Source organism: Streptomyces sp. cmx-18-6, from assembly GCF_046548915.1.
Taxonomy (GTDB): Bacteria; Actinomycetota; Actinomycetes; order Streptomycetales; family Streptomycetaceae; genus Streptomyces.
This window is the reverse complement of record NZ_JAEBEP010000001.1, coordinates 594,594-613,256: the sequence shown is the minus strand read 5'-3', so window position 1 is coordinate 613,256 and position 18,663 is coordinate 594,594. Positions and strand designations below refer to the sequence as shown.

The 18,663-nt window shown below is 71.0% G+C and carries 9 protein-coding genes; 7 read left to right on the top strand and 2 right to left on the bottom strand.

The annotated features are described in order from the left end of the window. Positions 1-71 precede the first annotated feature (71 nt). Entirely contained in the window at positions 72-4,349 is a 4,278-nt protein-coding gene (locus ACLJPL_RS02785) for an Rne/Rng family ribonuclease (protein WP_411079020.1), read from the top strand. Positions 4,350-4,705: 356 nt separating this feature from the next. Here ACLJPL_RS02785 and ACLJPL_RS02780 read toward each other — a convergent pair whose 3' ends face one another. Beyond that, positions 4,706-8,272, bottom strand: a complete 3,567-nt coding sequence (locus tag ACLJPL_RS02780; protein ID WP_411079019.1) for a CDP-glycerol glycerophosphotransferase family protein — start codon at positions 8,270-8,272, stop codon at positions 4,706-4,708. A gap of 20 nt (positions 8,273-8,292) precedes the next feature. Further along, positions 8,293-10,524, bottom strand: a complete 2,232-nt coding sequence (locus tag ACLJPL_RS02775) for a CDP-glycerol glycerophosphotransferase family protein (protein WP_411079018.1) — start codon at positions 10,522-10,524, stop codon at positions 8,293-8,295. A gap of 344 nt (positions 10,525-10,868) precedes the next feature. On the opposite strand from ACLJPL_RS02775, the gene galE reads away from it, so the two are divergent. The 6 genes from galE to ACLJPL_RS02745 all read left to right on the top strand — a co-directional run bounded on the left by galE (position 10,869) and on the right by ACLJPL_RS02745 (position 18,531). Further along, on the top strand, positions 10,869-11,840 hold the full coding sequence (gene galE / locus ACLJPL_RS02770) for a UDP-glucose 4-epimerase GalE (RefSeq protein ID WP_411079017.1): 972 nt from the start codon (positions 10,869-10,871) through the stop codon (positions 11,838-11,840). A 260-nt stretch (positions 11,841-12,100) separates the two neighbouring features. Continuing rightward, complete coding sequence (gene rplU, locus ACLJPL_RS02765; protein WP_411079016.1) at positions 12,101-12,421, top strand: 50S ribosomal protein L21; 321 nt, start codon at positions 12,101-12,103, stop codon at positions 12,419-12,421. A 14-nt stretch (positions 12,422-12,435) separates the two neighbouring features. Next, positions 12,436-12,693, top strand: a complete 258-nt coding sequence (gene rpmA / locus ACLJPL_RS02760; RefSeq protein WP_015608479.1) for a 50S ribosomal protein L27 — start codon at positions 12,436-12,438, stop codon at positions 12,691-12,693. 145 nt (positions 12,694-12,838) lie between these two features. Then, on the top strand, positions 12,839-14,275 hold the full coding sequence (obgE, locus tag ACLJPL_RS02755; RefSeq protein ID WP_411079015.1) for a GTPase ObgE: 1,437 nt from the start codon (positions 12,839-12,841) through the stop codon (positions 14,273-14,275). A 247-nt stretch (positions 14,276-14,522) separates the two neighbouring features. Next, the gene (locus ACLJPL_RS02750) at positions 14,523-16,022 is read left to right on the top strand and encodes an SDR family NAD(P)-dependent oxidoreductase (protein WP_411079014.1); all 1,500 of its coding nucleotides are present in this window, start codon (positions 14,523-14,525) and stop codon (positions 16,020-16,022) included. A gap of 217 nt (positions 16,023-16,239) precedes the next feature. Then, positions 16,240-18,531: a hypothetical protein gene (locus ACLJPL_RS02745; RefSeq protein ID WP_411079013.1), complete on the top strand. Its 2,292-nt coding sequence runs from the start codon at positions 16,240-16,242 to the stop codon at positions 18,529-18,531. Positions 18,532-18,663: the final 132 nt, after the last annotated feature.

Below are 18,663 nucleotides of genomic sequence, written 5' to 3'. Positions count from 1 at the left end.
CGCACCACTGCGGACCGTGCCGGACCGGAATCAGACGCGGCGCCCGGGAGCGCGACGGGAGAACCGCCCGCATGCCTCAGCCGAACGAACCCGGTACGAACGGGAACAACGAAGACAACGCCCCCGGCGACAAGCTGCCGCCGCGCCGCAGGCGCCGCGCCGCCTCCCGCCCGGCGGGCCCGCCGGGCGGGCCCGTGACGCCCGCCGGGGACACCGCGCCGGCCGCCGTCGCGGAGACCCCGGTCACCGCCCCCGAGGAGACGGCCCCCGCGCCGGCTCCCGAGACCGCGCCGCCCGCCCGTGCGCGCCGCCGCGCCGTGCGCAAGGCGACCGCGCCCGCCGGTGCTCCGGAGACCGCCGAGGCCCCGGAGGTCGTCGAGCCCACCGCTGCCCCGGCCCCCGCCGAGGCTCCGGCCGCGGAGACCCCGGCCGCCGAGGAAGCCCCCGCGCCGCGCACCCGTCGCCGCGCGGTCCGCAAGGCGACCGCTCCGGCCGGCGCCCCGCAGGCCGCCGAGGTGGTCGAGGCCGTGGAGACCCCGGCCGAGCCTCCCGTGGACGAGGAGAGCGAGGAGCTGGAGGCCGAGGCTGAGGTCGTCGAGCCCGAAGCCGCTCCCGAGCCCCCGGCCCCGCGCCGCCGCCGTGCCTCCCGCAAGGCGTCCGCGCCCGCCGGAGCCCCGCAGGCCGCCGAGGCCGCTGTCGTGGTCGAGCCGGTGGCGTCCGCCGACCCCGAGAACGAGAGCGTCGTCAAGGTCGAGACCGCCGAGCCCGCCGTCGAGGCCCCGCGCGGCCGTACCCGCCGTCGCGCCTCCGCCCCGGCCGGTACGCCGCAGGCCGCCGCCGAAGCCGTGAACGAGCCCGCGCCCGCCGTGGAGCCCGCCCCGGCCGCCGCCGAGGCCGCCGAGGAGACCCCGGCCCCCCGCAGCCGCCGTCGCGCCTCCCGTAAGGCGTCCGCGCCCGCCGGAGCCCCGCAGGCCGCCGAGCCCGTCGAGGAGACGGCCGAGGCCGGCGAGAGCCTGCCCGCCGCCGTCGCCGAGGAGCTCGCCGCCGAGGTGGAGGAGGTCGAGGAGGCCGCCCCGCGCGGACGCCAGCGCCGCCGGGCCACCGCCGCCGCGGGCCGCCCCGAGTTCACCGCCACGACCGAGGAGCCGAACCGCAAGGGCCGCCGCGCGACGCGCCCGGCCGTCGCCGTGTTCCAGGCCCCGGTCTTCGCCGAGCCGATGTTCCAGACCCCCGAGACGGCGGCCGCCGCAGCTGCCGCCGCCGGTTCCTCCTCGCCGTACGACGAGGTCGAGGAGGCCGACGAGCAGCGGACCGCCGAGGCCGAGCAGGCCCCCGCGCCCGCTGAGGCCGCGCCGCAGGGCGGTTCGCGCCGCCGTCGCCGCCGCCGTGGCGAGGCCGCCGAGAGTGAGCAGGCCGCCGCGCCCGCCGCCCCGGTGGAGGAGCCCGTCGAGGACGAGCCCGAGGCCGAGGCGGACGCCGAGCACGAGGGCGAGGACGCCGACGAGTACGGCGACCGGCCCTCGCGCCGCCGCCGTCGCGGTGGCCGTCGCCGCCGCCGTGGCGAGGCCAACGACGTGGACGACGCCGACGAGAGCGCCGACGACCCGCGCGCCGCCCGCACCGAGGACGGCCGCGCGGACTCCGGTCGCGGCGAGTCCTCCCGTAACGACTCCGCCCGTGGCGACTCCCGTAACGAGTCCGCCCGCTCCGACGACGAGCAGGGCCAGGACGCCGACGAGGCCGACGACGACAACGACGGCGACTCCTCGGCCTCCGGGTCGAGCAGCAGCCGGCGTCGTCGCCGTCGCCGTCGCCGCAGCGGTGAGGGCGCGGCCGCCGAGGCCGACAACGGCACGGACGACCCGGAGCGTACGGTCGTCAAGGTCCGCGAGCCCCGTAAGAAGGAAGCGGAGCGCGAGCCGGGCACCGGTTTCGACGAGGTCCAGTCCATCAAGGGCTCGACCCGTATGGAGGCCAAGAAGCAGCGCCGCCGCGAGGGCCGCGAGCAGGGCCGCCGCCGGGTCCCGATCATCACCGAGGCGGAGTTCCTGGCGCGCCGCGAGGCCGTCGAGCGCGTGATGGTCGTCCGCCAGAGCGGCGAGCGCACCCAGATCGGCGTCCTCGAGGACAACGTGCTCGTCGAGCACTACGTCAACAAGGAGCAGGCCACCAGCTACGTCGGCAACGTCTACCTGGGCAAGGTGCAGAACGTCCTGCCCTCCATGGAGGCCGCGTTCGTCGACATCGGCAAGGGCCGCAACGCCGTCCTGTACGCCGGTGAGGTCAACTTCGATGCGCTCGGCATGGCCCACGGGCCGCGCCGCATCGAGACCGCGCTCAAGTCCGGCCAGTCGGTCCTGGTCCAGGTGACCAAGGACCCGATCGGCCACAAGGGCGCACGCCTGACCAGCCAGGTCTCCCTGCCCGGCCGCTACCTCGTGTACGTCCCCGAGGGCTCGATGACCGGGATCAGCCGCAAGCTGCCCGACACCGAGCGCTCCCGCCTCAAGACGATCCTCAAGAAGATCGTCCCCGAGGACGCGGGCGTCATCGTGCGCACCGCCGCCGAGGGCGCGAGCGAGGACGAGCTCCGCCGTGACGTCGAGCGGCTCCAGGGGCAGTGGGAGGAGATCCAGAAGAAGGCGAAGGGCACCAGCGGCTCCAACGCGCCGACGCTGCTCTACGGCGAGCCGGACATGACCGTCCGGGTCGTCCGCGACATCTTCAACGAGGACTTCTCCAAGGTCATCGTCAGCGGCGACGACGCGTGGGAGACCATCCACGGTTACGTCTCGCACGTCGCGCCGGACCTCACCGAGCGGCTGTCGCGCTGGACGTCCGAGGTCGACGTCTTCGCGACGTACCGCATCGACGAGCAGCTGATGAAGGCGCTGGACCGCAAGGTCTACCTGCCCAGCGGCGGTTCGCTGGTGATCGACAAGACCGAGGCGATGATCGTCGTCGACGTCAACACCGGCAAGTTCACCGGCCAGGGCGGCAACCTGGAGGAGACCGTCACCAGGAACAACCTGGAGGCGGCCGAGGAGATCGTGCGCCAGCTGCGGCTGCGCGACCTCGGCGGCATCGTCGTCGTCGACTTCATCGACATGGTGCTGGAGTCCAACCGGGACCTCGTGCTGCGGCGACTGCTGGAGTGCCTGGGCCGCGACCGGACCAAGCACCAGGTGGCCGAGGTCACCTCGCTGGGCCTGGTCCAGATGACCCGTAAGCGGGTGGGCCAGGGGCTGCTGGAGTCCTTCTCCGAGACCTGCGTCCACTGCAACGGGCGCGGTGTGATCGTCCACATGGAGCAGCCGACGTCCGTCGGCGGCGGCGGTGGCAAGAAGTCCAAGAAGCGCGGCCGGGGCGGCGCGGGCCAGGACCACGAGCACGGCTCCGAGCAGGACCACGGCCACGGCTCCGACGAGCACGCGGCGGCCGAGCCCGCCGAGACCGAGGCTGAGCTCGCCGCCGAGGTCGCCACCCCGGTGTCCCTGGCGGACCTGGAGCCGGCCGCGGACGAGGAGTTCTACGGCAGTGCGGCGGAGGCCGAGGCGGCCGCCACGCGCGGCCGTGGCCGTCGTCGGGCGTCCCGCAAGGCGTCGGCCCCGGCCGGCTCCCCGGCTGCCGCGCGGCAGCCGGAGGCCGAGGCTCCGGCCGTGGCCGCCGAGGTCGTGGAGGCCCCGGCAGCGGTCGCTGAGCCTGCCGCCGAGGCGCCGCCCGTCGCGGAACCGGCCCCCCAGGGCCGTGGCCGCCGCCGGGCGACCCGTAAGGCAACCGCCCCGGCCGGCTCGCCGAAGGCGGACGGCGCCGAGGCCCCGGCGGAGGTCCGGGTCGAGGCGGCTCCGGCGGCCGAGGCTCCGGCCGAGCCCGAGCCCGAGGCGCGGCCCTCCGAGCAGCCCCCGGCCGTCGTCGAGGAGGCCCCGGCGGAGGCAGCCGCCGAGACGCCGGTCGCGGCTCCGCCGCGGGCGCGTCGCCGGGCCACCCGCAAGGTGTCGGCTCCGGCCGGTCCGCCCGCGGGTGCGGAGGAGACGGCGGTCGTCGTGATCGACTCCGCTCCGGAGCCGGCGGCGGCCGAGCCGTCCGAGGCGACCGTGGTGGACGCGCCGGAGGAGAGCGGCGCGGACGGTGAGGCCGTTCCGGCCAGGAAGACGGCCCGCAAGGCCGCCAAGAAGGCCCCGGCCAAGAAGACGGCGGTGAAGAAGGCAACGGCGGACAAGACGGCCGCGAAGAAGACGGCCGCCAAGAAGACCACCGCGAAGAAGACGACGGCCAAGAAGGCGGCCAAGAAGACCGTCGCGGCCGATCAGTCGGCTCCGACCACGGTCTCGGCGTCGACCGAGGAGTGAGGCCGGCGTCGGCCGGGGACCGAGCGCCCTCGGCCGTCCGTGGTGAGTGAATGACGATGTCCCGTACCGGAGTCCGGTGCGGGACATCGTCATTCGTGGGCGGACTCGCGGGGCGGGGGCTCCGGTGTGTTCCGCCCGGCGGCCATCAGGGCCCGGAGGCGTGCGGGACGGCGGACGGCGGGCAGCGGACGGCGGCCAGGGGGCGGGGACGGCGGACGGTGAAAGGGGACGGCCGGTCCGGAGGATTTCCCTCCGGACCGGCCGTCCCCTTTCACGTCACCGGGAGCCCGCGCCCCGGCTGACCTCTCTCAGCGCCTCTCTCAGCGCCTCTCTCAGCGCCTCTCTCAGCGCTTCTCTCAGTGCTTCTCTCGCGCGAGCTCCAGCATCCGGTCCACGACCCGGCCGGACGCGTGCCCGTCGTCGAGGTCGCAGAAGAGGTGGTGGAAGCGGTCGAACCGCTCCTGGTACTCGGCGGAGACCTTGTCGATGTCCCGGATGGCGCTGACCAGCTCCTCCGACGTGGGGATCAGCGGGCCCGGGGAGTCCTTCTCGAAGTCGAAGTAGAAGCCCCGCAGGGTGTCCCGGTAGTGCTCCAGGTCGTACGTGAAGAACAGCATGGGCCGCTTGAGGTGCGCGTAGTCGAACATCACGGAGGAGTAGTCCGTGATCATCAGGTCCGCGGCGAGGTAGAGCTCCGCGATGTCCGGGTACTCCGAGACGTCCCAGACGAACCCGTTGCCCGCGCCGGGGACGGCGTCCACCACGTTGGAGTGGCGGCGGATGAGGAGCACATGGTCCTCGCCCAGCCGTCGCCGCGCGTCCTCCAGGTCCAGCCGCAGGTCGAAGAGGTACTGGCCCGCGCTGTGCGACTGGTCGTCGCGCCACGTGGGCGCGTACAGCACGACCTTCTTCCCGGTCGGCAGTCCCAGCGTCTCCTTGACCTTCTTGACGATCTGGTCCTGGTCGGGGGAGTAGAGGTAGTCGTTGCGCGGGTAGCCGGCCTCCAGGATCTCTCCGTCGAAGGAGAAGGCCCGCTTGAGGATGGGCGTGCTGAACCGGTTCGACGAGACGACCAGGCTCCACTCCTTGGCCTCGAGCGTCAGACGGTTCTGGTACTCGCGGTCGAAGTACAGCGTCTCGATGTCGTGGCCGATCTTCTTCAGCATCGTGCCGTGCCACGTCTGCACGATCACCTGGCCGGGGCGGCGTTTGACCCACTCGGGCAGATGCCCGTTGGTGACGATGTAGCGGGAGGAGGCCAGCGCCTCGTACCACTCCGTGCCCCACATCCGTACGGGCTCGGCGGTCGGGGGAAGGACGACCTGGCCGTCGCGGACCGCCCACAGGTGCTTCAGGGAGCTGCCCCGGCTGAGCAGTTCCTCGTGCATCGCGCGCGGGCTGTCGGAGTACTGCTTCCCGTTGTAGCTGAGGTAGAAGACCTGGTCGCGCAGCGGCTCCTGGCTCTTCGGCCCGTAGACCTCGCGCTGCATCTGGAGCTGGCGGTAGGGGCCGAGCTCCAGGTCGCTCAGCTCGGAACGGCAGTTGAGCTGCGGGAAGTCGCCCCAGCGGTTCTCGAACCAGTAGCGGCGGCCGCGGAGGTTCGTCTGGAGGGGGAACTGGCTTACGGCCAGTCGGTCGATGACGAAGGCGGTGTCCGGGACGCTCGGGTCCTCGGACCGCAGGAAGAGGTTCCAGCGCCCCGTCCGCAGCGGCACGCTTCCCGAACCGCCCATGACCGAGGGGTCGAAGGAGGTGGTGAAGGTGCCGTCGGGGGCCCATTCGACGTCGGCCCTGCGCTCGTCGAACCGGTTGCGGGCGCGCAGCACCAGGTCGGTTCCCACCAGCAGTTCGCTGGTGTGGCCGGTGACGACGATACGGCCGTCCCGCTCGGAGACCTCGGTGATGACGGCGCGTCGCGTACGGCCGATGATCTTCAGATAGCCGTTGGTGCCGGACGTCAGCGCCAGCTCATGGTGGTCCGCCCGGTCGCCGAGCGAGGCCGGCAGGTCGAACCGCAGGTCGGCGAGTCCGTCCTTGACGACGCTGCTGAACTTCCGCCGGGAGCCGTCCGGCGCCGTGGCCACCAGGACCGTGCTCCACAGCCGGCGCTCCGGCTGGGCCTGCTCCTCGACCGTGTCGCTGGAGACCAGTGCGACGTCCTCGACCGGGACGAGCGTACGGAAGGTCGCGGCCCCCGGGGCCCCTTCCACCGTTATGGGGTACTCGAGGAGTTCGCCGCTCTTCGGGTTGGTCAGCTGAAGGGTGAACGTGGTGCCCGCGACGGTCTTCTCCCGCAGGTCGCCGCTGATCTCCACGTCGGGGCCGACCAGCCGGCGGCCGGTGATCAGCGCGCGCACCTTCTCGATGCGGAGCTTGAGCGCGCCCCGTTCGACCGTGGGCAGCAGCCGGTGGTTCTCGTCGAGCCACTGGTACGGAGGGAAGTTGGCGGCCGAGCCGCCGCGCGCCCACACCCCGCTGCGCCGGACGAGCCCGGAGGAGTAGACGTTGATGCCGACGTGCCAGATCCCCTCCTGCCAGCTGTCGCCCTTGCGGAGCTTGGCCGGGTCGAGGGTGAGCTCCCAGCCCGCCCAGTCGTAGTTGTAGCGCCGCTGCCCGGAGTGCGTGGTGCACTCGGGGCGGTGGATGTTGCGGGCGGGCAGGAAGATCCTGCGCCTGGACTTGTCCCGCTTCAGCTGGACGACCTTGACGCTGCCGCGCTTCGTCGACATGTCGATCTTGTCGATCCAGGCGTCGCCCGACAGGACCAGCCGGCCGTCCTGCCAGGTGACGGAACGCAGGGGCGCGCGCAGGGAGAGGTCGCGGTCGATCCGCAGGGCCGCCTTGGGCAGCTCGATCCCGCTCTCCTCCAGCGGTCGGAAGCCGGCGTACTTGCGGAACGCCCCGGTGACCTCGATCGGCTCCTTGCGGCGCTGGGAGGCGATCAGGGCGATGAGCTCGGGCATCGCGTGCTTGCGGACCAGCAGCCACTGGACCCGCAGATCCGCGGGCAGGTCCATGACCGTCTGCGGGTCGATGAGGTCGAGGTAGCGGTTGGTGGCTTCGAGGAACGCCTCGTGGAACTCCGCGCCGGCGGTCGGCAGCACCCTCATGAAGAGCCGCAGGTCGTCACGGAGGACCCGGTCGTCGTACTGCCGCTTGAAGCCCGCGTACTCGGGACCGGGCTGTTCGGCGAGGAAGTTGCTCACCATGCTCACCGCGGTGACGCGGTCCCTGATCGCCTTCGGCTCGGTCCGCCGTTGGGTGATGGAGGGGGCCGCCTCGCCCTCGCGCAGCCGCCAGAAGTACACCGGCTCACCGATGATGTCGATCGCCTCGGCCCGGTAATGGGCCGGCAGGGTGACCGGAGTGTCCTCGTACATCATCCCCTCGGGGAAGGAGAAGGCGTGCCGCTCCCAGAAGGTGCGGCGGAAGACCTTGTTGCACGCGATGCGGTCCGCGATCAGCCTCGGATTCTCCGACACATGGGTCCGCTTGCGCGCCTCGCCCGCCAGCATCCTCAGCAGCGGCACCTGCCAGGACTTCTGCCCCTTGAGGTGGAAGACGTTGCCCGTCGCGAAGTCGGAACGGCTTTCGTCGAGGCTTTCCACCATGAGCCGGTAGGCGTCCGGCGGAATGACGTCGTCGCTGTCGATGAAGGCCAGGTACTCCGAATCCGGGGACATATGTGCGATGCCCGTGTTCCGGGCCGCACCGAGGCCGGCGTTCTCCTTGCGTATCAGCGTGAAACGCGCGTCCCGTTCCGCGTACTCCGCGGCGATCGCCGCCGCGTTGTCGGGTGATCCGTCGTCCACCATGAGGATCTCGATGTCGCGCAGGGTCTGCGCCTCCAGCGAGTCCAGACAGGCCGGCAGATACTGCTCCACGTCGTAGATGGGGACGATGACACTGAGCCGAGGGGCCATGGGGAGTAATTCCTTTCGGGTCAGGCCCGCTCGACGAATTCGAGCACCTGGGCGGGGAGCGGCGCGTGCGCGCGCTCGTCGAAGGGCACAAAGGGGATCGGCTCGTCCTCGCCGAGGAACACCCGGCGGACGACGCGCTCGGCGGCACGGCCGTCGTCGAACTCGCAGAACTTCCTGCGGAACGCGGCACGCAGCAGAGCGGCCGGTTCGCCCCGCCACTCCTCGGAGCGCAGGAGCTCGATGAGGCCGTCCTCGGTGGTCGCCACCGATCCCGGCGCCTCGCTCAACAGGTCGAAGTACGTCCCGCGGACCGCGGAGTACACCTCCCAGTCGTCGGCGAAGACCACGATCGGCCGGTCCAGGACGGCGTAGTCGAACATCGCCGAGGAGTAGTCCGTGATCAGCGCGTCGGACGCGAGGTAGAGGTCTTCGACCCGGGGGTGGGCGGAGACGTCGATGATCCGCCCGCTCGCCCGGAGATCGGCTAGCCGGGGCGACGCGGAGTAGAAGTAGTGGCCCCGGACCAACAGGGTGACGTCGGGGCCGAGTTCGTCGGCGAGGCGGAGCAGGTCCAGGCGCGGGGTGAACTCGCTCTGGTACTCGCGGTGCGTGGGCGCGTAGAGAAACGCGGTGGTGGAGTCCGCGAGCCCGAGGTCGCGACGGGCCTTGCGGACGTCGTCGGCCGTCCCGTTCACCAGGATGTCGTTACGCGGGTAGCCGGTTTCCAGAGAGGTGTAGCGGCAGGGGTACACCCGCTCCCACGCCGCTGTGGAGAAGCGGTTGGAGGAAAGGCTGAAGTCCCAGCGGTCGCAGCGCTCCAGCAGCCGCTCGAAGTCCATGTCCGTCGACGCCGGGAACTTGCGCTGGTCGAGCCCCATGGTCTTGAGGGGGGTGCCGTGGTGCGTCTGGAGGTGGATCTGCCCCTCGCGCTTGACCACGGCGTCGGCGAAATTCACGTTGTTGACCAAGTACTTGGCCCGCGCCAGGGCCGACCAGTACTCCCGCGAACCCACGCGCACGATCTCCACGCCCTCGGGTACGCGGTTCACGCTGTCGCCCCGGACGGCCCACACCCGCCGTATGTGCGGGGCCGTTCGCGCCAGCTCGGCGTCGATGGCGGCCGGGTTGCAGGCGACGCCGCGACTCCAGTAGGCGGAGAAGAGCGCGAGGTCCGCGTCGATCGGCGCGCGCAGCTGCGACCGGTAGTACGCGCCCATCGCGCCGCGCTTGAACCGGGTGAGGGTCGAACGCGTGCGTCTGCGCACAGCGCGGCGGGCCTTGATCGCGGTGTACGCGCTCGCCATGACCGGGTACGAGCCGCGCTCCAGCAGCGCGTACCGGTGACCCTGGGCCGCGGCGGGGCGGGTGAAGCCCTCCGGGAGACGGGACCGGTAATGCTCGGTCGCCAGCCGGAAGAATTCCGGGCGGGAACTCCGCGGAAGCCGGCCCGGACTCTCCAGCACGGTCAGATAGTGATCGATCATCTTCCGGAAAAGCGGCCGACGCCATTCGTTCAGTTCGGGACGGGCGTCCACGAACGAGAATACGCGATCATATTGCTCGAAGATGTCGAAGTGCTTTCGGCTGACGGTTTTGAGGATATTCCCGCCCTCACGCCGCTGCCGATAATGCACGCATATGTGGTCGAGCACGGCTATGCGTTCCGCCGATATCAGCGAGCAGAACGTCCAGGGGGCGTCCTCGTAATATCCGGGGGGGAACGTCAGGCCGAGCCGGGTGATGAAGTCACGCCGGTACGCCTTGTTCCAGGCGATCTGGAGAAGGTCCAGCAGCTCGGGGTGGTCCGACAGGGGAAAGGCCCCCGGCTCCTTGTCCTGCAGCAGGCCGGCTCGCTGGTTGGGCCGGACCTCGCCGTTCCAGAAGGTGCGCGCGTAGTCGTAGATCAGGATGTCCGGGTCGTCGGCCTCGTCCAGCCGCCGGGCGACCGCGCCGAGCGACCCGGGGGTCAGCGTGTCGTCACTGTCCAGGAACAGCACGTAGTCGCCGCGCGCCTCGGCCAGCCCGGCGTTGCGGGCGGGGCCGAGGCCGATGTTCTCGGCGAGGTGGAGGACACGGACCCGGTCGTCCCGTTCGGCGTAGGTGTCCAGGATCACTCCGGAACCGTCGGGCGAGCAGTCGTCGACCGCCAGGACCTCGAAGTCCGTGTAGTCCTGGTCCAGTACCGAGTCGAGGCACTCCTGCAAGTAACTCTGCACCTTGTAGACAGGCACGACGAGGGTGATTCTTGGCATCCTAGTAACCTGTTCTGAGAACTGTCCGTGGCCTGGCGCCGGGCAGAGGCCGGGCGGCGCTGCGCATTGATGGTAGAGGATTCACCAGCAGTTTCCGTTGCCGCGGTGGCGGGCGGCCGATCGCCTTTCGGGCCGGCCGGGCGACTGTGCACGGGAAGATGGTGGCGGAGCGTGGGCGGGGGTTCACGCAGAGGTGTCCGTCACCTTGCAACATTGCGCTCAATCAAGCGTTCTGTGGCGAGATGTCCGATTGGGCTTTCCCCTGGAACGCTTGGACTGCTCGGACCGCCGATAATCCTGCATCAGGACCGATGACAGGGCCCATGCTCGCGAAAGGACGCTCAATGAGCTGGTTGGTGACCGGTGGCGCCGGATACATCGGCGGACACGTGGTGCGCGCCATGGTGGAGGCGGGCGAATCGGTCGTCGTCTACGACGACCTCTCGACCGGCAGCCGCGACCGGGTGCCGCAGGGCGTGCCCCTGGTGGTCGGCAGCGTCCTCGACGCGGCGGGCCTGGAGAAGGCCGTCCGTGACCACGAAGTCACGGGCGTGGTGCACATCGCGGCGAAGAAGCAGGTCGGGGAGTCCGTCGAGCGGCCGCTGCACTACTACCGCGAGAACGTGACCGGCCTCCAGGTCCTCCTTGAGGTCATGGCCGGGGCGGGAGTGGACCGGCTGGTCTTCTCCTCCTCGGCCGCCGTCTACGGGATGCCGGACGTGGACCTGGTCACGGAGGACACGGCGTGCCTGCCGATGAGCCCGTACGGCGAGACCAAACTCGTCGGCGAGTGGCTCATCCGCGCGGCCTCCGCCGCCCACGGCGTCCGCAGCGCGTCGCTGCGCTACTTCAACGTCGCCGGCGCGGCCTCGCCCGAACTCGCCGACACGGGAGTGTTCAACCTCGTCCCCATGGTGTTCGAGCGGCTGGAGGCGGGGGCCGCGCCCCGGATCTTCGGTGACGACTATCCGACGCCCGACGGCACGTGCGTACGCGACTACATCCATGTGCGGGACATCGCCTCCGCGCACCTGGCCGCCGCGCGCCGCCTGCGGGACGCGGAGCCGGGCACGGCGCTGACGCTCAACATCGGCCGGGGCGAGGGCAGCTCCGTACGGGAGATGGTCGACCGCATCCTGGAGATCACCGGGAACGAGGAGCACGCGCCGGAGGTCGCCGGCCGTCGCGCCGGCGACCCGGCGCGGGTGGTGGCCTCCGCCGACCGCATCCGCGCGGAGCTCGGCTGGTCGGCCCGGTACGGCCTCGACGACATGATCGAGTCGGCCTGGCTGGGCTGGCGCAGCCGCCGCCCGTAGCGAGTGCCCGCCGGACCGCCCCCCTCGGCTGCCCCCTCCGGGGCGGTCGGGGGCCGGTTTGACCGCCTGCGGGGCGCCCCGTACTCTTGACAGTCGGCGTGTAACCATACGCGCCATTCCCCTGAGCACCTCCCTTCCGGCAGTCGCTTTCGACGCGGGCTGGAAGAGGCCGTTCATCCTTCTGTGAAGTCACCACGGGCCCCGGCCCGTGCGAGCGGCTGGCATCAGGGGTTTCCGTTCTGAGCGAGAGTGAGATCCGCGTGTACGCCATCGTGCGCAGCGGTGGTCGTCAGCACAAGGTTGCTGTTGACGACATCGTTGAGGTTGACAAGATTCCCACTGCCAAGGTTGGCGACACGGTCGAGCTCTCGACCCTGCTCGTTGTCGACGGTGACTCCGTGACCAGCGACCCGTGGGTCCTGGACGGCATCAAGGTCACCGCCGAGGTCGTGGACCACCACAAGGGCGCGAAGATCGACATCCTTCGCTACAAGAACAAGACCGGCTACCGCCGTCGCCAGGGCCACCGCCAGCAGTACACGGCGATCAAGGTCACCGGTATCCCCTCGGCTGCGAAGTAAGGGACTGAGAACACATGGCACACAAGAAGGGCGCATCGTCCACTCGGAACGGGCGCGATTCCAATGCTCAGCGGCTCGGCGTGAAGCGCTTCGGCGGTCAGGCCGTCAACGCCGGTGAGATCCTGGTCCGCCAGCGCGGCACCCACTTCCACCCGGGCACGGGCGTCGGCCGTGGCGGCGACGACACGCTGTTCGCGCTGACCGCCGGTGCGGTGGAGTTCGGCACGCACCGTGGCCGCAAGGTCGTGAACATCGTTCCGCTCGCCGTCTGATCTCTTCTTTCGGCGCGCACAGGGCGACACAGCACCTTCCGAGGGCGGATCTCAGCTTTCCCGGCAACCGGGGAAGCGGGTCCGCCCTCGGCGTGTTACGACAGAGACATTTCCGTATTCATCGCAGTACCTGGAGGCACCAACCATGACCACCTTCGTGGACCGCGTCGAGCTGCATGCCGCCGCGGGTAACGGAGGCCACGGCTGCGCCTCCGTACACCGTGAGAAGTTCAAGCCGCTGGGCGGCCCCGACGGGGGCAACGGCGGACGGGGCGGCGATGTGATCCTCGTCGTCGAGCAGTCCGTGACCACCCTGCTGGACTACCACCACAGCCCCCACCGCAAGGCCACCAACGGCCAGCCCGGCGCCGGCGACAACCGCTCCGGCAAGGACGGCCAGGACCTGGTCCTGCCCGTCCCGGACGGCACCGTCGTCCTCGACAAGGCCGGCAACGTGCTCGCCGACCTCGTCGGCCAGGGCACCACCTTCGTCGCCGGACAGGGCGGCCGCGGCGGCCTCGGCAACGCGGCACTGGCCTCCGCCCGGCGCAAGGCCCCCGGCTTCGCGCTGCTCGGCGAGCCCGGCGAGGACCGGGACATCGTCCTGGAGCTCAAGACCGTCGCCGACGTGGCGCTCGTGGGCTACCCGAGCGCGGGCAAGTCCTCGCTGATCTCGGTGCTCTCCGCCGCCAAGCCGAAGATCGCGGACTACCCCTTCACCACGCTCGTCCCGAACCTGGGCGTCGTCACCGCCGGCTCCACCGTCTACACCGTCGCGGACGTCCCGGGCCTCATCCCCGGCGCCAGCCAGGGCAAGGGCCTCGGCCTGGAGTTCCTGCGCCACGTCGAGCGCTGCTCGGTCCTCGTGCACGTCCTGGACACCGCGACGCTGGAGTCCGACCGCGACCCCCTCTCCGACCTCGACATGATCGAGGAGGAGCTGCGGCTGTACGGCGGCCTGGACGACCGGCCCCGCATCGTCGCCCTGAACAAGATCGACATCCCGGACGGCCAGGACCTCGCCGACATGATCCGCCCCGACCTGGAGGCCCGCGGCTACCGCGTCTTCGAGGTCTCCGCGATCGCGCACAAGGGCCTCAACGAGCTCAGCTACGCACTCGGCGGGATCATCGCCGAGGCGCGCGCCGCCAAGCCGAAGGAGGAGGCGACCCGCATCGTCATCCGTCCCCGGGCCGTCGACGACGCCGGCTTCACCGTCGCCGTGGACGACGAGGGCATCTACCGGGTGCGAGGCGAGAAGCCCGAGCGCTGGGTGCGCCAGACCGACTTCAACAACGACGAGGCGGTCGGCTACCTCGCGGACCGGCTCAACCGGCTGGGCGTCGAGGACGCCCTGATGAAGGCGGGCGCCCGGGCCGGCGACGGCGTGGCGATCGGACCCGAGGAGAACGCGGTCGTCTTCGACTGGGAGCCGACCGTGACGGCCGGCGCCGAGATGCTGGGCCGCCGTGGCGAGGACCACCGTCTGGAGGAGCCGCGGCCGGCCGCGCAGCGTCGCCGGGACCGCGACTCCGAGCGTGATGACGCGCAGAAGGAGTACGACGAGTTCGATCCCTTCTAAAGAGCTCGAAGAGCTCGAAGGAAGGGAAGGGCTGAGGGGCCGCCCGCAGAGGATGTACGGATTACGCAACACTTCTGCGGCCCGGTCCGGGCCCGTACGCGCCCCGGACCGGACCGGCCCCCCTTGCGCCAGATGGTGAACTGCGGGTTGCCGCCGGGCGGGCGGCCGATGACGCTCGCCTTGCACGACGGTCACGGAGGGTGGGAACATCGCACCGTTCCCCCGTCGTAGCTAAGTAGGTCGCCCTGTGTCTGTGCATCACGAAGCCAAGCCCCGGACCACAGCGGTCGTACTCGCCGGAGGTACCGGACAGCGCGTCGGCCTGTCGATCCCCAAGCAGCTGCTGAAGATCGCCGGCAAGGCCGTCATCGAGCACACGCTGACCATCTTCGAGAACGCGGATGACATCGACGACGTCATCGTGCTGATGGCGCCCGGGTTCGTGCCCGAGGTCGAGAAGATCGTGGCCAAGGCGGGCCTGGCCAAGGTCACCCGGATCATCGAGGGCGGCGACACCCGCAACGAGACCACCGAGCGCGCCATCGCGGCCCTCGGCGAGGGCCTCGCCGAGGGCGAGGACCGCAACGTCCTCTTCCACGACGCGGTGCGGCCCCTGCTGTCACAGCGTGTGATCACGGACTGTGTCGACGCCCTCGACCGCTACCAGGCCGTCGACGTCGCGATCCCCTCCGCGGACACGATCATCGTGACCCGCACCCACGGCGGGGACGGGGAGTTCATCACCGAGGTCCCCGACCGGTCCCGGCTGCGCCGCGGTCAGACCCCGCAGGCATTCAAGCTCTCCACGATCCGCAAGGCGTACCGGATCGCGGCCGGGGACCCCAACTTCCAGGCCACCGACGACTGCTCGGTGGTCCTGAAGTACCTCCCCGACGTGCCGATCTACGTGGTCGCGGGCGACGAGTACAACATGAAGGTGACCCAGCCGGTCGACGTCTTCATCACCGACAAGCTCTTCCAGCTCGCCTCCACCGCCGCCCCGCGCCAGGCCGACGAGGCCGCCTACCGCGAGCTGCTCTCCGGCAAGACCCTCGTCGTCTTCGGCGGCTCGTACGGGATCGGCGCCGACATCGCGACGCTGGCCGAGAACTACGGCGCGAGCGTCTACGCGCTCGGCCGCTCCACCACCGGCACGCACGTGGAGAACCCGGAGCACGTCGACGAGGCGCTCTCCAAGGCGTACGCCGAGACCGGGCGCATCGACTACGTCATCAACACGGCGGGCGTCCTGCGCATCGGCAAGCTGGCCGAGACGGACAACGCGACGATCCAGGAAGCCCTGAACGTCAACTACCTGGCCCCCGTGCAGATCGCGCGCGCCTCCTACAAGTACCTCGCCGAGACCCAGGGCCAGCTGCTGCTCTACACCTCCAGCAGCTACACCCGGGGCCGCGCCGAGTACAGCCTCTACTCCTCCACCAAGGCCGCCATGGTCAACCTGACCCAGGCGCTCGCCGACGAGTGGGCGGGCGAGGGCATCCGGGTCAACTGCGTCAACCCGGAGCGCACCGCCACCCCCATGCGCACCAAGGCGTTCGGCCAGGAGCCCGAGGGCTCGCTGCTCTCCTCCGAGGCGGTGGCCCGCACCTCGCTCGACGTGCTGCTCTCCACCCTGACCGGCCATGTCATAGACGTACGGCAGCAGGACCCCACGCGTGGCGCCTCAGAGGCATCCGGGTTCGAACAGGCACTGGCTTCCGTGCTTGACCGTCAGGAAGACGTGTAACACTCCCTGACCATCGTCCCTTTCGGGCCCTTGCGATCGCGCTGAGCGATCGCAAGGGCCCGTTCGCGTTTTCGGAGGTCTCTCACCCCCGACGATCCCTTCACCCGCCACGATCTCTTCGCCGTCTCTCCGCCACCCACGTGCGTCAGTTTCCGCACCACGTGAATTTCCGCACCACGTGAATCGACGGCACTCCCTCCCTGGAGCAGGATTCCTCGTGATTTCGACAGCCATTCGCCTCGCCCGAGTGGGCAGCGGGTCGGAACTGGCAGCAGCGGCCCTGATGGGGCTGAGCTACCTCTGCCTCCTCGTCGCCGCGCTCATTCCCCAGTTCTGGTTCTTCGCGGCGGCCGCCGCCGCCACCTACGCCAGCGACTGGTTCCTCCATCAGCGGGGGAGCTATCTGCTCAACCGGCTCAGCAAGATCAGGGCGGGACTGTCCATCCGCTTCCTGCTCCGCCAGATGATGCTCCTTCTCCTCCTGGCCCGTATGGACCTGGCGGCGGAGCCGCTGTTCTACGCGGCCGCGGCGTGCTTCCTGGTCTTCTACGGCCTCCAGGTCCCGCACGGCGCCCTGACCACCCTGGTCCGGCTGCGGCGCGTTCTGCCGGCCGTCACCCGCAACGTGGACCTGCGCGACCTCCGCATCCCCGACGCACCTCCCAGAGCGCTGCTGCACCGCGCCGGGGAGAAGATGCTGCACCTGGACGTCCCGGCCGTCGTGGGCGTGCTGATCGCCGCCCGTACGGGGCAGGACCTGCCGGCCTACATCGGTGCGGGACTCACCGTGGTGCTGGCCCTGCTGCTCATCGGGCTGCTCCTGCCCTACCTGCGCCGCAGCCGTCAGGTGCCCGCGCCCTCCGTGGTGCTCAAGGCCCTGGACGACTGGCTGCGCGCATACCGGCCGACCACGGTGCTCTACTTCTCCGGCTCCCACGAGTCCGCCTACCAGGGCAACATGTGGCTCGACACGCTGGCCCGCGCGGAGGGACGGCCGCTGATCGTCATGCGGGAAAGGGGGCTGGCGGGGCAGCTGGCCGAAACCTCCGTACCGCTGATCTGCGTCCCGGCCGCCACCCACCTGATGAACCTGGACCTCTCCACCGTCCGGGTCTGCCTCTATCCCGCGAACGTGGGCAAGAACATCCACATCCTGCGCGTGCCGACCACGAAGCACGTCTTCATCGGCCACGGCGACAGCGACAAGCTCGCCAGCGTCAACCCGTACTCCAAGGTGTACGACGAGGTGTGGACGGCAGGCCGGGCCGGCCGCGACCGGTACGCGCTGGCCGACGTGGGCGTCCGGGACGAGGACATCGTCGAGGTGGGACGCCCGCAGCTGGAGTCCGTCGAACGTTGGACCGGTACGGCCGCCCACCCCATCCCGACCGTGCTGTACGCGCCCACCTGGGAGGGCTGGGACGACGACCCGGGCAACACCTCGCTGCTGCTGGCCGGCGAGAACATCGTCCGGCGGCTGCTGGCGGCCGGGGACCCGGTCCGCGTCATCTACAAGCCGCACCCCTTCACCGGCATCCGCAGCAGTCAGGCCAAGGCGGTCGACGCCCGGATCAGGGCCCTCCTGGAGCAGGCGTCCGCCGAACGCGCCGCCGAACCCCGCTGGACGCGGGAGGCCGCGGACGCCGCCGCCGGGCAGAGCGAGGCCAAGGCGGAGATGGAGCGGATCGAGGCCCGCCTCACCGAACTGGCCGCCCGGGGCGTCGCCCGGGGCGATGACGCGGAGGAATCACGCGTCGCGCTCGCCGACCCGGCCCGCGAGGCCGAGACGGCCGGGCTGCGGACCGCGTGGAACGCCGCCTACTGGCGTTCCTTCGGCTGGTGGGAGCACCGTACGGTGACGGGGGCGCGGCCCAAGTTGTACGACTGCTTCAACGAGTCCGACGCCATGGTCTCGGACGTCTCCAGCGTGGTCTCCGACTTCATCGCGAGCGGCAAGCCCTACGCGGTCACCGACTCCGCGGCGCTCGGGGCCGAGGAGTTCAAGCGGCAGAACACCGCCGTACGGGCCGCGGTCATCCTGTCCAACAGCGCCGAGGAGCTCGACGAGCTGCTGGCCGCGGTGGCCGACCCGGCGGCGGACCCGCTGGCCGGGGCCCGGCGCGAGCTGAAGGACTACCTTCTCGGCCCCGACGAGCCGACGTCCATGGAGCGCTTCAACGCCGCCCTCGTCGACCTCGCCGCGCGGGCCGAGGCGCGCAACGAGGCCGTCGAGCAGCGCCTCAAGGAGCAGGACCTGGCGGTGCCGGACCCGGAGGCGGCCTCCAGCGGCGTGGGGACGGGCGGGACGGAGGCCGTCGCCGACGCGGTCGCGGTCACCGGCGGCGAGGCCCGGCCGGTCGAGGATGCGGAAGCCGTTGCCGACGCGGCGACGGTCGAGGACGCCGAAGCCGTCACCGTCGAGGCTTCCGAAGCCGCCACCGACGCGGCGGCCACCGCCACCGGCGCCCCGGCCGCCGCGCCCGTCGAGGAATCGACGTCCACGCGCTGACATGCGCCGACCACGTGCTGATGACGCGCTGACCACGCGCTGGCAATGGGCTGATCACGCGCCCAGCGCCGTGTGATCGCACCGCCCGACAGTGGGGACAACCCCGCCCTCGGCTCGTATGTCCCCCTGCGG